Origin of the sequence: Hominisplanchenecus sp., from assembly GCF_046967715.1 — a bacterium.
Classification (GTDB): Bacteria; Bacillota; Clostridia; order Lachnospirales; family Lachnospiraceae; genus Hominisplanchenecus; species Hominisplanchenecus faecis.
Window position 1 is genome coordinate 1 of record NZ_JBKVNQ010000025.1, and the last position, 12,059, is coordinate 12,059.

The 12,059-nt window shown below is 44.0% G+C and carries 15 protein-coding genes and 2 tRNA genes; 12 read left to right on the plus strand and 5 right to left on the minus strand.

Annotation, left to right across the window (positions count from 1 at the left end):
- Positions 1-238 precede the first annotated feature (238 nt).
- Complete coding sequence (locus ACLTL4_RS05200) at positions 239-841, minus strand: HAD family hydrolase (RefSeq protein ID WP_173896897.1); 603 nt, start codon at positions 839-841, stop codon at positions 239-241.
- Positions 842-1,213: 372 nt separating this feature from the next.
- Between ACLTL4_RS05200 and ACLTL4_RS05205 the strand changes: the two genes are divergently transcribed.
- Positions 1,214-1,837, plus strand: a complete 624-nt coding sequence (locus ACLTL4_RS05205) for a hypothetical protein (RefSeq protein ID WP_412291440.1) — start codon at positions 1,214-1,216, stop codon at positions 1,835-1,837.
- Between the two features lie 45 nt (positions 1,838-1,882).
- On the opposite strand, the gene ACLTL4_RS05210 is transcribed toward ACLTL4_RS05205, so the two are convergent.
- Positions 1,883-2,092 (minus strand): hypothetical protein, encoded by a 210-nt coding sequence (locus tag ACLTL4_RS05210; protein WP_022119064.1) that lies wholly within the window; start codon positions 2,090-2,092, stop codon positions 1,883-1,885.
- 18 nt (positions 2,093-2,110) lie between these two features.
- Positions 2,111-2,566, minus strand: coding sequence for an Lrp/AsnC family transcriptional regulator (locus tag ACLTL4_RS05215; RefSeq protein WP_022119063.1), 456 nt, complete (start codon positions 2,564-2,566; stop codon positions 2,111-2,113).
- Positions 2,567-2,912: 346 nt separating this feature from the next.
- On the opposite strand from ACLTL4_RS05215, the gene ACLTL4_RS05220 reads away from it, so the two are divergent.
- The 10 genes from ACLTL4_RS05220 (at position 2,913) to rplT (ending at position 10,691) form a co-directional block, all read left to right on the plus strand.
- Positions 2,913-3,419 carry an SEC-C metal-binding domain-containing protein gene (locus ACLTL4_RS05220; protein WP_022119062.1) on the plus strand — a complete coding sequence of 169 codons (507 nt, stop codon included), beginning with the start codon at positions 2,913-2,915 and terminating at the stop codon, positions 3,417-3,419.
- A 226-nt stretch (positions 3,420-3,645) separates the two neighbouring features.
- The gene (locus ACLTL4_RS05225) at positions 3,646-4,383 is read left to right on the plus strand and encodes a YdcF family protein (RefSeq protein WP_412291439.1); all 738 of its coding nucleotides are present in this window, start codon (positions 3,646-3,648) and stop codon (positions 4,381-4,383) included.
- A gap of 15 nt (positions 4,384-4,398) precedes the next feature.
- Entirely contained in the window at positions 4,399-5,508 is a 1,110-nt protein-coding gene (locus ACLTL4_RS05230; protein ID WP_412320303.1) for a M20/M25/M40 family metallo-hydrolase, read from the plus strand.
- A 200-nt stretch (positions 5,509-5,708) separates the two neighbouring features.
- Positions 5,709-6,083, plus strand: coding sequence for a GntR family transcriptional regulator (locus ACLTL4_RS05235; RefSeq protein ID WP_022119059.1), 375 nt, complete (start codon positions 5,709-5,711; stop codon positions 6,081-6,083).
- Positions 6,076-6,978, plus strand: coding sequence for an ABC transporter ATP-binding protein (locus ACLTL4_RS05240; protein WP_173898955.1), 903 nt, complete (start codon positions 6,076-6,078; stop codon positions 6,976-6,978). Before ACLTL4_RS05235 ends, ACLTL4_RS05240 begins: the two co-directional genes overlap by 8 nt.
- Complete coding sequence (locus ACLTL4_RS05245) at positions 6,953-8,779, plus strand: DUF6449 domain-containing protein (protein WP_173898953.1); 1,827 nt, start codon at positions 6,953-6,955, stop codon at positions 8,777-8,779. The genes ACLTL4_RS05240 and ACLTL4_RS05245 overlap by 26 nt, the downstream gene beginning before the upstream one ends.
- A 182-nt stretch (positions 8,780-8,961) precedes the next feature.
- Positions 8,962-9,285, plus strand: a complete 324-nt coding sequence (locus ACLTL4_RS05250; RefSeq protein WP_173898951.1) for a DUF1540 domain-containing protein — start codon at positions 8,962-8,964, stop codon at positions 9,283-9,285.
- 247 nt (positions 9,286-9,532) lie between these two features.
- A complete protein-coding gene (infC, locus tag ACLTL4_RS05255; RefSeq protein ID WP_147631201.1) occupies positions 9,533-10,030 on the plus strand; it encodes a translation initiation factor IF-3 in 498 nt (165 codons plus the stop codon).
- An 81-nt stretch (positions 10,031-10,111) separates the two neighbouring features.
- Positions 10,112-10,309, plus strand: coding sequence for a 50S ribosomal protein L35 (rpmI, locus tag ACLTL4_RS05260; protein ID WP_022119054.1), 198 nt, complete (start codon positions 10,112-10,114; stop codon positions 10,307-10,309).
- Between the two features lie 25 nt (positions 10,310-10,334).
- Positions 10,335-10,691 carry a 50S ribosomal protein L20 gene (rplT, locus tag ACLTL4_RS05265; RefSeq protein WP_022119053.1) on the plus strand — a complete coding sequence of 119 codons (357 nt, stop codon included), beginning with the start codon at positions 10,335-10,337 and terminating at the stop codon, positions 10,689-10,691.
- A gap of 273 nt (positions 10,692-10,964) precedes the next feature.
- On the opposite strand, the gene ACLTL4_RS05270 is transcribed toward rplT, so the two are convergent.
- A tRNA-Leu gene (locus ACLTL4_RS05270) sits at positions 10,965-11,048 on the minus strand.
- A gap of 52 nt (positions 11,049-11,100) precedes the next feature.
- Positions 11,101-11,184: transfer RNA gene (locus tag ACLTL4_RS05275), tRNA-Leu, on the minus strand.
- Positions 11,185-11,561: 377 nt separating this feature from the next.
- Between ACLTL4_RS05275 and ACLTL4_RS05280 the strand changes: the two genes are divergently transcribed.
- Positions 11,562-11,981, plus strand: coding sequence for a ribonuclease Z (locus tag ACLTL4_RS05280; RefSeq protein WP_412320304.1), 420 nt, complete (start codon positions 11,562-11,564; stop codon positions 11,979-11,981).
- The last annotated feature ends 78 nt before the right edge of the window (positions 11,982-12,059 follow it).

Genomic DNA, 12,059 nt, shown 5'->3' on the forward strand with positions numbered 1-12,059 from the left:
TCGCTCTGACGGTAGCAAGGCTTCCGTCGTGAGGTTTGCGATGCTGCCGCCCCAAAGAGCCGCTGTCTGAGCCTCGAAGAGGCGAGTTTAGGCGAAGGGCGGCTAACAGGCGAGCGAACCGAACAGGAAACGCAGCGTGTCAGGAGATTGTTTTCGAATCATCATGGCGTTATATATTTTATAAAATCATTTCTATGGCGTTCATTTTCACATTTACACAAACCTCCGCCACAACTTTTTATTTGTTGCACAGCACATTCAGCTGTTTTTGTGCCTGAAAATAGTCTTGAAACAAAATCGTCTTCATCCCAAGTTTCTTTGCGGCATCGATGTTTGCCGCATTGTCATCGATAAACACACATTCTTCCGGCTTTAAGTGATATTTCTCAAACAGGCTCTGGTAGATCACTGGGTCTGGTTTCAGGCATTTTACTTCATAGGACATCACGCCGCCGTCCATCAGGTCGCAAAAATTAAGGTCTTTTCTGGTATACTGGCAGGTGAAATCACCATAGTTGGAAAGATAATAGACCTGATAACCCTGCTGCTTCAGAGAAGAAATCCAGTGTCTTGTATAAGGAAAACGTGTGATGCAGTCACCGAAGTGAGCAAATACCAGTCGGATATCATCCGCATATGCAGGACAGGAATCGACAAAAATCTGCTCGATCTCTTCGTAGGAAAGGCGGCCTTCATCGACCAGATTCCAATTTGAACTTAAAAACATGGCCTTAGCGATTGCAGTGGTTTCTTCTTCTGGAAACTGAAAAGAAGCCAGATAGTCTTCCCAGTCAAAACGAACCAGAACTTTTCCGATATCAAAAACAATATTTTTAATCATAAGTAAATCCTTCTTTCTGAAATTAAATGGAACACGCATGTGACCTGACCAGAATCGCATGCCAAGTCTCACATGCGTTCGACTTGAACTGACAGAATCACGGTACATCATTGCACTTTATTTTAAGGTAGACAGAGGCGATTGTCAAATTGTTCAGGCTGGATATATGCATAATGGCAGAATATCTTACAAATGTTTGCGTTCTCTTAAGAAATACTTTATAACTTTTCCATTGCTTTTTCACAAATGCTTGTTAAAATATATTATGACAGAAGGGATGGAAGGCATAAACATGCACAATCCCGTAAATGTTCGATTTCATATCGGAGAGGAAAACAGAGGGTTCAGCAACTGAAAGAAGGGGAATCATTTATGCAGTACACAATGTATTATGAAGAGCAGCAGAAGATTGATTACGACGAGTATGGAAGATTAAAACAGCAGCTGCTTCAAAAAGAAGAAAATCAGAAATTTGAAAAATATACACTGCGAAAACTCAAATTCAGAGGGGATGTGTCAAACGAAGCAGTGCCGCACTATTATCTGTGCGTGAAGAATCAGGATGAAGATACAATTTATCTGGAAAAGAAATACATGCAGATGCATATCTGGCACCGTGCGTGTGCAAAACTGAGCCGCACAGACTGTGACCGGATTTTAAGAGGCGATATTGAATGGATGAAAGACAGTAAGGAAGCCCTGTTTCAGGACTTTTATCTGCAGGCAACTCTGAACCATTTAAGTCCGGGAAATGTGATTGAATATCAGAAAGAAAGACTGAAATGCAAAGAAGGTTATGTGGCCTTTGTTAAAAAAGTCAGATGTGTGGTCGGCGGATGGGGCAACCTGTTCTGGCCGGAAGCTATGACCATCCAGTGTCTGGAAGAAAATAAAGTGCTGACAGTTTACAAAAAGAGAGTCAACCTTCCGAATACGATCTGGGAGATGATGCAGGGAACGGCGATCCTTTCCGAAGATATGGCATTTGCCTTTTAAAAAAGAAAACACTGCAGAAAGATGAAACAATTCTGCAGTGTTTTTTTATTTTTCACTGTCATCTTTATGGCTGAGTCTGTAAAGAAGAATGCAGGCATAAGAGACGACCGGGATGATAAATGTGCATGCGAAAGATGCACCAAATAATCCATGTGCCAGATCGCTGTCCATAAGTGAAAATAGAAAAGTAAGCAGATACAGAGCGATCAGGATCACAGCACCCGCAAGTGCAAAGATGCGTTTTGCTTTTTTCATAAAAATCCTTTCCTGTTATTACTCTTTTGCTTCCGGCAGAGGAGAATAAATATTCTTTTCGGTTCGAAGGACATAGTGTGTACGGGTCTGACGTACGCCGCCCTGGTCTTTGATCCAGTGGTGGATCTGCTCCAGATGTTCGGAAGACTGACATGCGATTTTCAGTAAATAATCAAATTCTCCGGTGAGGTAATAACAGGAGATGATATTTGGATTCTTTTTGATGTTTTCAATGAAAAGTTCGTTGTATCTTGGATGTTCAAGGCTGATCTCCATCAGTGCAGTGACATCATTTCCGGTTTTCTTTTCATCCGTGATCACAGTATAAGATTCAATAACACCGGAAGATTCCATTTTGCGGATACGGTCGATCACGGTGGATACGGACAAATGTATCTCCTTGCTGATATCGGAAGCAGACTGTCTTGCATTTTCTTTCAATTTCATTAAAATCTGCTGATCTAAATAGTCCACGATAGATGGACCTCCTTTCGTAAAAATTGATATAGCTGGTAAAGAACATTATCGTACTTTTTGGACAATTTGTCAAAGAATTTTGTGATTATGTTGTATAAAAAACAAAAAAAGGTTCATACTACGAGTATACCAAAGAGAAATATAATACTTATCCTCCCCTGATCTCCCGCGGACGACACAAAGAGGTGCGGCTGCGGGGGATTTTTTGCGGTCTCTTGCTTTACAAAAAAGCCAAAGTATTATATAATACAGGACATGGGGTTTCTGCGAAAAAGACAGAGCCTGCCGAATGACGGGATAGATATTCCGATAATTTACAACAAAAATAAAGGATGGTAAGCATATGGGATTATTACAGCAGTGGAGAGACACAGCGTACTCTCAGCAGACAGATAAAAAGGTACTTCAGAAATTCTGGACGGATTATTTTATGATAGAAAAAGGAATTTATGAAAAGCTGCTCTCAGAGCCGGATGTAAAAGTAAAAGGCACAGTCAAAGAGCTGGCAGCAAAATATGAGATCCCGGTTATGACCATGGTTGGATTCCTGGATGGTATCGATGAGAGTCTGATCGTTCCGAACCCGATCGAAGAGATGGACGAGGATACCGAAGTAAACCTGATCTTTGACAAGGAAAAACTGTACAAAAACATGGTAGATGCAAAAGCAGACTGGCTGTACGGTCTGCCGATGTGGGACAATATCTTTGACGAAGATAAAAAGAAAGCACTTTACCGTGAAGCAAAGAAAGCAAATACGGTTATCAAAGGCAAAAAAGTAGGCAGAAACGATCCGTGTCCATGCGGAAGTGGAAAGAAATATAAATTCTGCTGCGGAAAGAATGCATAAATAAAGAGAGCGGAGCTGCGGTGGCCTGGACACAGGCTGCTGCGGCTCATTTTATCTCAGTCGAGAAGACTCCCACTTCTGCAAGTGGTGAGTAATAACAAGTCTTTCTCAGTGGGAGTACAATCTCCGACTAAAACGGAGTGCAGACTGTACGGCGATTCTGTCGGGTAAATGTGGGCAAAATTTCTGTATGTGGATCATGCTATAAAAGGAGGGTGAGTGGAATATGGAACTGATTTTAGGGATTTTGGGGCTTTTGTGTGCCCTGTATTTTGCTTTGCTAGTTTCCATCGGGATGGATTTTTCATGGATCTGGCTTGTGGGAGCGGTACTTTTCTGTGGGATCGCAGCCGTGCACAAGTATACTGTTCTTCATTCGATCGTGATCGCAAAAGGACTGAAAATCGCAGTGATCGCAGTTTTTGCGGTCGGGCTTCTGATATTTATGATCGCAGAAGGGTGTATCGTCAGCCGGATGTCCGCAGAACCGAAGGAGAATCTGGATTATATGATCGTCCTCGGGGCACAGGTGCATGGAGAAAGACCGAGCAGAGCACTGAAGCTGCGTATGGAGAAGGTGGCACAGGAGTGGGAACGCTGCGGAAAGCCGATCCTGCTTTTGTCCGGCGGACAGGGAGACGGCGAGAGCATTACGGAAGCAGAGTGTATGAAGCGATTTTTGGTGGAAAAGGGTATTCCAGAGGATAAAATGATACTGGAAGACGAGTCTGTCAGTACGATGGAAAATCTGCAGTTCTGTGCACGACTGTCGGACTGCAAAGAAAAGAAGACCGGGATCGTCAGCAACAATTTTCATGTTTATCGTGCCCTGAAACTTGCGAAAAAGCAGGGCTATCAGGATGTCTGTGGCGTGGCGGCGGGCTCGGACTGGCGGTATCAGATTCATTACATGGTGCGGGAAGCCTTTGCACTGGTCAAAGAAAAGATCAAAGGAAACATTTGATGAGAGGTGTGAACTATGATAGACAAAGAGAGGATTACCAGACAGTTTGTAAAACTGGTTTCCATCGATGCTCCTTCTTACAGAGAAAGAGAGATGGCAGATTATCTGACAAAAGAACTGGAAGAGCTGGGCTTTTCGGTGGAAGAGGATGATGCATGGAAGGTTTATGGCGGCAACTGCGGAAATCTCTATGCACACCGTCCGGGCAGCGGCAGTCCGCTGCTGCTTGGCATGCATATGGATACGGTGGAGCCGGCAAAAGGCAAAAAAGCAGTTGTGTATCCGGACGGAAGGATCACAAGCGGCGGCACAACGGTGCTCGGAGCAGATGATATGTCCGGTGTGGCAGCAGTTTTAGAAGCACTGCATCATTTAAAAGAAGAAAACAGACCGACCAGAGAGTTAGAGATTCTGCTCAGTATCGGAGAGGAAAAGCACGTAAAGGGAGCCAAAGTGTTTGATTTTTCAAAAATACAGGCAGAAAAATCGATCGTGCTTGATATGAGCGGCGAGATCGGTACGGCAGCAGTGCAGGCTCCGAGTCAGATCGCATTTACGGTAAAAGTACATGGAAAAGCATCACATGCCGGATTTGCACCGCAGGACGGCGTGCATGCGATCCGGATCGCAGCAGCGGCAATCGCAGAGATGGCGATAGGCAGGATCGGAGATGATACAACCGTCAATGTCGGACAAATCGAAGGCGGCCGTGCCAGCAATATTGTCCCGGATTACTGTGAGGTATCCGGTGAGCTTCGCAGTTTTTCGCATAAAAAAGCACTGGAAGAACTTGCGAAGGTGGAGCAGATTTTTGCGAAAGAAGCAGAAAAACGCGGCGGCAGTATCGAATTTATCCGGGATATCTGCTATCAGGCCTATAAAACGGACGAAAAAGAAAGTGTTGTAAAAGAATTTCAGAAGGCATGTACGGCGTGCGGCATCAAGAGCAGCCTGATCGCGACCTTTGGCGGCAGTGACCAGAACAAAATGTCTGAGCATGGCATCCCGGGGATCGTCATGGCATCGGCGATGCATCAGGTACATTCCTGCCAGGAATATACCGAAGTGTCCGAAATGGCACAGGTGGCAGGGATTGTCAGCGAACTGCTGCAAATGAAAGAGTAAAACTTAACATTCTTAATATTCTCATAAGTCCCTTGTATTCGCAGGGGACTTATATTATACTCTGAGTGTATGGAAAGTACTAGTACACTATAATACATCAGATGTGCACAGAAAAATATGTCATGCGATGCATGGCGTGCACCTCGCAGCAAGAATGCCAGAGGCATTCTTGAATATGAAAAGAAAGCAGGGATGATGTCATGATCGTGATTGACAGTCAGAGCAGACAGCCAATCTATGAGCAGATCGTAGAACATGTAGAGAGTCTGATCGCAGCGGGCGTGATGAGCCAGGGGGAGCAGCTTCCATCTGTGCGGGCACTGGCGGTGGAGCTTTCTATCAATCCGAATACCATCCAGAAAGCATACGCGATTCTGGAAGAACATGGAGCAATTTATCCGGTGAAGGGAAAAGGAAATTTTGTCTCGGAAAAAGATAAGGTGACGGATCGGATGAAGGGACAGTGCTTCGGGCGGCTGAAAGAAACCGTGGATCAGGCGAAAAAACTTGGAATCAATGAGGAGGAGTTTTCGATAAAGGTCAGAACGTATTACAGGGAGGGAAAACATGATTGAAGTAACGGGTGTAAACAAAATGTTTGGTGAGATCAAAGCACTGGACAACATTGTGGCAACCATTCAGGAAGGCAGCATTTTCGGGCTGATCGGGACAAATGGAGCCGGTAAGAGCACACTTCTGCGTGTGATCAGCGGAGTTTTGAAGCCGGATACCGGCATGGCACTGATCGACGGGGAGAATGTCTATGAAAATCCACAGGCGAAAGCGAAGATTTTCTTTCTTCCGGACAATGCCTATTTTTTTCAGAATGCAACGGCAAAAACGATGGCAGAATATTATCAGGTGATCTATCCGCAGTTTGATATGGAACGCTTTCGGGAGATGGTCTCCGGATTTGGACTGGAATTTACAAGGAAGCTGTCCACGTTTTCCAAAGGCATGAAACGGCAGGTGGCACTTCTTCTTGGCGTCTGTGCCGGAACAAAATATCTGATATGTGACGAAAGTTTTGACGGACTGGATCCGGTTGTACGTCAGGCAGTGAAGAGCATTTTTGCATCTGAAATCATGAAACGGGACTTTACACCGATCATCGCATCGCACAATCTGCGTGAGCTGGAAGATATCTGTGACCATGTAGGGCTGCTGTACAAAGGAGGCATTCTGCTGTCGAAAGAACTGGAAGAAATGAAATATCACATCCATAAAGTGCAGTGCGTATTTCAAAATGCCGGGGACGAAGAGGAAATCCTTGCAAAACTGGAAGTGCTGCAGCATGAAAAACGCGGCTCTGTTATGAGCATTGTGGCACGAGGAACAAAGCAGGAGATTCTGATGACCATTCAGGAGAAAAACCCGATTTTGGCAGAGATTCTTCCTCTGACATTGGAAGAAATTTTTATCAGTGAAACGGAGGTGGCTGGTTATGACATCAAAAATTTCATTTCTTAAGCTGATGCAGGAAGATGCAAAAAGAAGAAACTGGATGCTGGTATTCCTTAGCGTTCTTTTCTTTGTGTGCTATCCGGTTTTGATGATGATCGGGCTGGATGCACAGACAACGGTAAATGATATCTGGAGAAATCGTGTGGCGGTCGATCTTCTGGCACCAGGAAACATTGCCATGGCACTGGTTGTAACGGCAGCAGCGGCTATGATCGCAGCAGCGGAATTTTCTTATGTACACAGCAAAGAGAAGATGGATTTGTATTACAGTATCCCGGTTCGCAGAAAGAAGCTCTTTCTGAGTGGATATATGACAGGATTTTTGATGTTTGTCGGGATTTTTCTGGTGTGTGAGATCCTTGCCATGCTGGTTGCGGCTACAAAAGGGGTATCACTTTCTCTGTTATTTTTGCCGTTTCTGAAAGGAAGCGTGCTGCATATCATAGAATTTCTGCTGATCTACAGTGCAGCTGCTTTTGCGATGCTTTTTACCGGCAATACACTGATTGCTGTCTTTGGTATGGCAGTGATCGCCGGTTATGGTCCGGCGGTGACTATGATCGCCCAGGCTTATATTGAAACCGGATTCTACACTGCATTAAAAGCAATCCAGCTCTGGAAAATTGCATATACGACACCAATCGGGATTATGATTTGGATAGAACAGGGGATTCAGCATGGAACGCCGTGGTTTGGAGCAGCATGCATGACACTTGGCGGCATTGTTGTATTCTTTTTGGCAGATCTCTGGATGTGTACGCACCACAGGGCAGAATGCGGCGGTATGGCACTGGCATTTCCGAAAACAGAGCAGATCCTGAAGATTTTGATGGTACTTCCGGGGGCACTGGCTATTGGTATTGTAGCATACGGTATGACCGGATCAAATCAGTATTCCTGGTTGTTCGGTGGATTCATTTTCGGCGTTCTGGTGCTTGGTATGTTGATGGAATTTGTTTACCACAGAGACGTAAAACTGGCCTTTGCCCATAAGATCGGAACCGGCATCACACTGGCGGCAGGGATTTTGCTGATCTGCAGTCTGGTGTTTGACTGGCCGGGATATAATCGCTGGATGCCGGCAAAAGAAGAGGTTAAAGCGATGTCTGTGTGCAGCAGAGGCGGTCTTGGTGCAGAAATTTATGGAAACCTCTATGTGATAGAAAATCAGATGCAAAGTCTTGAAACAATAAGTGATATTGAAAGCCACCTGGATCTGGAGCAGACAGAACAGTTTGATGTGATCTATGATCTGGTAGAAAAAGCACATGCAGAAGGAAACCGTGACTGCGGCGAAGATGGAAATGTGGATGAAGTGCTTGTAAAATTTGTCATGCAGAATGGAAAAGTAAAATATCGCCGCTATTTTATCCTGGATGATGTCTGGAATGCGGCAGAGGAAAAACTGTGGAAGCAGTCCTGGTATCAGCAGCTTTGCTATCCGATTCTTTCAAATGATCCGCAGTATGCAGAAGAGAAACTGACGGGCATCCGTCTTTCTTATCTCTATGAAGACGATGTTGTGGTGACCGGAGAAGATGCAAAAGAGCTTTACCGTATTTATAAAAAAGAGCTGACAGAAAAAACCGGACAGGAACTGAAAAATATTCCGGCTGCAGAAAATGATGCTTCTGCAGACAGCACAGATGTAGACGGATATACCCGTGATCTTTATTTTTCCTTTGAAGAAAGAACGAAGGACAAGACGATCACTTATCAGGAATATGGATATCCGCTTCGGAAAGATTTTGCCAGAACCTGGAAAAAAATACGGGAAATCCAGAAAAAGAACAGTGAACCGTTGTGAATAAAAAAGAAAAAACAGCAGATACTATCCGGGAAATTGTAAGAACCGTTTAGCGGGGAAACAATTTGTAAGATGCCAGGGTCAAAAGCCTGAAACCACGATGTGCTTGCACAGGAGTGGTTTTATGGCATCGTTTGATTTTAACAGCTTTGTAACCCAAAATCATAAAAGGAGGTAGTATCATGGCGATGTTAGTATGTTCGGCACAGAAATGTGTATACAATGACGGGATGTACTGCAGTAAAGGTGATATTAAAGTAGGCGGTGAAAATGCGACCAGAGTACAGGAAACCTGCTGTACGGATTTTACCGAACGAACCACACAGGGAGCGAAAAGTTCCATGGGCAGTGCTTCGCAGAAAATCGATGTTGCATGTGAAGCCTGTCACTGTGTATACAATGATGAACACAAATGTACGGCAGATCAGATCGGTATTGTAGGAGCCGGGGCATGTACCTGCGAGCAGACAGAATGTGGAACATTTAAATGTAACTGCGGAAAATAAAAAAAGGGGTTGACACCTGCCGGTAAGTATGGTAATCTATTCAAGGTTATTGAGAAAACAAAGCAGAGTGTCCACTCTCACCGTAGCACAAAAGGTGACTATCGGTTAATAAAGTTCAGAAACAGAGAGATTTGTTTCAGGGAAAACGATTATTAGGTGGACAGTTATGCTGTCCACCTTTTTCTGGTCTATGAGGGAGCAAAGGTGGTACACGCATTAATGGAGGTGCAAAACTATTAGCGAGTTAATGATTAATGAACAGATCAGAGACAGAGAAATACGTCTGATCGGCGAAGATGGACAGCAGCTTGGAATTATGTCATCCAGAGAAGCTATGAAGATCGCAAGAGAGGCGGAACTGGATCTGGTAAAGATTGCGCCGCAGGCGAAACCACCGGTATGCAAAATCATTGATTATGGAAAATACCGTTACGAGCTGGCAAGAAAAGAAAAAGAAGCAAAGAAAAAACAGAAGACGATAGAAGTAAAAGAAGTTCGTCTTTCCCCGAATATCGACAGCAACGATCTGAATACCAAGATTGCTTCAGCCAGAAAGTTTATTGAAAAAGGTAATAAAGTAAAAGTAACACTCAGATTCAGAGGGCGTGAGATGGCTCACGTACAGTCAAGCAGACATATCCTGGATGAGTTCGCAAAAGCACTGGAAGATATCGCACTCGTAGATAAGCCGGCCAAGATGGAAGGCAGGAGCATGGCGATGTTTTTAACCGAAAAACGTTCCTAAGAACGCAGGGTTAAAATAGAACGGCCAGAACCGGAAGGTTACAGCCGATAAACAGAATTTATACAAGGAGGAAAACGTAAAATGCCAAAAATTAAAACAAGCAGAGCAGCTGCAAAACGTTTCAAAAAGACAGGTGCAGGAAAACTGAAAAGAAATAAAGCTTACAAGAGCCATATCTTAACAAAGAAATCCACAAAGAGAAAGAGAAATCTGAGAAAAGCAATCATCACAGATGCTACAAATTTCAAGAACATGAAGAAGATTTTACCTTATTTATAAGAATAAGCGAAGGAGGAAATAAGACATGGCAAGAATTAAAGGCGGCATGAACGCTAGAAAGAAACATAACAGAGTACTGAAACTGGCAAAAGGTTACAGAGGTGCTCGTTCCAAACAGTATAGAGTTGCAAAACAGTCTGTAATGAGAGCACTGACAAGTGCTTATGCAGGAAGAAAACAGAAAAAACGTCAGTTCAGACAGCTGTGGATTGCTCGTATCAACGCAGCAGCAAGAATCAATGGTCTGTCTTACAGCAAATTCATGTATGGACTGAAACTGGCAGGTGTTGAAATGAACCGCAAGATCCTGGCAGACATGGCAGTTAATGATGCAGAAGGATTTGCAACACTGGCAGAGCTGGCAAAATCTAAACTGGCATAATACCGGGAAAGCAGCTGTTTACACAGCAAATGTGAGAGTTAATAAGATGGAAGAGGAGCTTGAAAAAGCTTTTCTTCTATTTTTTTATTTATACCGGGCAGAAGTCTGAGACATGAATGTTCCGTGCGTTGCACTCCCACAATCCTTTCTACGCTCCGCTTCGGTCGGTGCTAAACATGTGCCACTGGCACATAGCACCCTGGCATCATGTAATGTATAGAAAAAAAGAACTCGCAGTCTGCTCTGCGAGTTCTTTAAACAGAAAATAAAAAGTGCGGAAGGCGGGACTTGAACCCGCACGGTATTGCTACCACAGGCACCTGAAGCCTGCGCGTCTGCCAATTCCGCCACTTCCGCATTTAGAAAAAATATAAAATTGTATGTCGCTCGCACTTTACAGAAAGAAGAGTGCGGAAGGCGGGACTTGAACCCGCACGGTATTGCTACCACAGGCACCTGAAGCCTGCGCGTCTGCCAATTCCGCCACTTCCGCGTATTGTTTCTGTGAAGCTGACTCGCAACTCACAACGCATATACTACTACATGGATTGACGTTTGTCAACACTTTTTTGAAAAAAAATAAAAATATTATGAACCATTTATGATAATATCCTGATATACCACAAAGGAAAATGTCCCAATGTAGTATAATGCTTCCATAAACAGATGGAGGTAACGATTGTCAGAAAGGTAAAATTATCAATGGGCGAACAAAAGAAATATCAGGGGGATAATCGGGTTGCCAAAAGAAACAGAAAATTCTATAATAGTGGTGTCAAAATAAAAACCACGACATCAGGATCTGCCGGTACGGAAAGTGACGGCACTATCCGAAGTGAAAAAGACAGACGACAGGAGGGAGAATGAGAAATGATCGTGATTGTTTGCACAGAAGACAGAGGTGGCATGCTTTTTAACAACAGAAGGGTATCAAAAGACCGGACGGTGATCCAAAAGATCCTGGAGTTGTCAGAAGGAAAGAAGCTCTGGATACATCCGTTTTCTGAAAAACTTTTTGAGCAGGAACATCCGGAAAACTGTTGCGTGGATGAAAATTTTCTGGAAAAAGCAGGAGAAGGAGATATCTGTTTTGTTGAAAATCAGTCACTGAAGGGAACGGAGGGGCGGATTGAAAAACTGATCGTGTTTGGATGGAACCGGGCGTATCCGTTTGACCTTAAACTGGATCTGGATCTGGATCAGATGGAGAAAACGGCGGAAGAGGAATTTGCCGGATATTCTCACGAAAAGATCACACGGTTACAGTACAGGAAGAAAGACCGTGCATGAGAAAGAATTGTTGAAGAAGAGGGCAGAGAGGTTCTTGGAGAAAGAGCGTGCATAAAGAGTAAGCGTTACAGAAGTAAA

What these genes read in the sequence shown, in the direction of transcription:
- ACLTL4_RS05240 (WP_173898955.1), top strand. Translation starts at nt 6,076, where the DNA reads ATGATTGAAGTAACGGGTGTAAACAAAATGTTTGGTGAGATCAAAGCA.
- ACLTL4_RS05205 (WP_412291440.1), top strand. Translation starts at nt 1,214, where the DNA reads ATGCAGTACACAATGTATTATGAAGAGCAGCAGAAGATTGATTACGAC.
- ACLTL4_RS05250 (WP_173898951.1), top strand. Translation starts at nt 8,962, where the DNA reads ATGGCGATGTTAGTATGTTCGGCACAGAAATGTGTATACAATGACGGG.
- ACLTL4_RS05245 (WP_173898953.1), top strand. Translation starts at nt 6,953, where the DNA reads ATGACATCAAAAATTTCATTTCTTAAGCTGATGCAGGAAGATGCAAAA.
- ACLTL4_RS05230 (WP_412320303.1), top strand. Translation starts at nt 4,399, where the DNA reads ATGATAGACAAAGAGAGGATTACCAGACAGTTTGTAAAACTGGTTTCC.
- ACLTL4_RS05280 (WP_412320304.1), top strand. Translation starts at nt 11,562, where the DNA reads ATGATCGTGATTGTTTGCACAGAAGACAGAGGTGGCATGCTTTTTAAC.
- ACLTL4_RS05210 (WP_022119064.1), bottom strand. Translation starts at nt 2,092, where the DNA reads ATGAAAAAAGCAAAACGCATCTTTGCACTTGCGGGTGCTGTGATCCTG.
- ACLTL4_RS05225 (WP_412291439.1), top strand. Translation starts at nt 3,646, where the DNA reads ATGGAACTGATTTTAGGGATTTTGGGGCTTTTGTGTGCCCTGTATTTT.
- rplT (WP_022119053.1), top strand. Translation starts at nt 10,335, where the DNA reads ATGGCAAGAATTAAAGGCGGCATGAACGCTAGAAAGAAACATAACAGA.
- infC (WP_147631201.1), top strand. Translation starts at nt 9,533, where the DNA reads ATGATTAATGAACAGATCAGAGACAGAGAAATACGTCTGATCGGCGAA.
- ACLTL4_RS05200 (WP_173896897.1), bottom strand. Translation starts at nt 841, where the DNA reads ATGATTAAAAATATTGTTTTTGATATCGGAAAAGTTCTGGTTCGTTTT.
- ACLTL4_RS05235 (WP_022119059.1), top strand. Translation starts at nt 5,709, where the DNA reads ATGATCGTGATTGACAGTCAGAGCAGACAGCCAATCTATGAGCAGATC.
- rpmI (WP_022119054.1), top strand. Translation starts at nt 10,112, where the DNA reads ATGCCAAAAATTAAAACAAGCAGAGCAGCTGCAAAACGTTTCAAAAAG.
- ACLTL4_RS05220 (WP_022119062.1), top strand. Translation starts at nt 2,913, where the DNA reads ATGGGATTATTACAGCAGTGGAGAGACACAGCGTACTCTCAGCAGACA.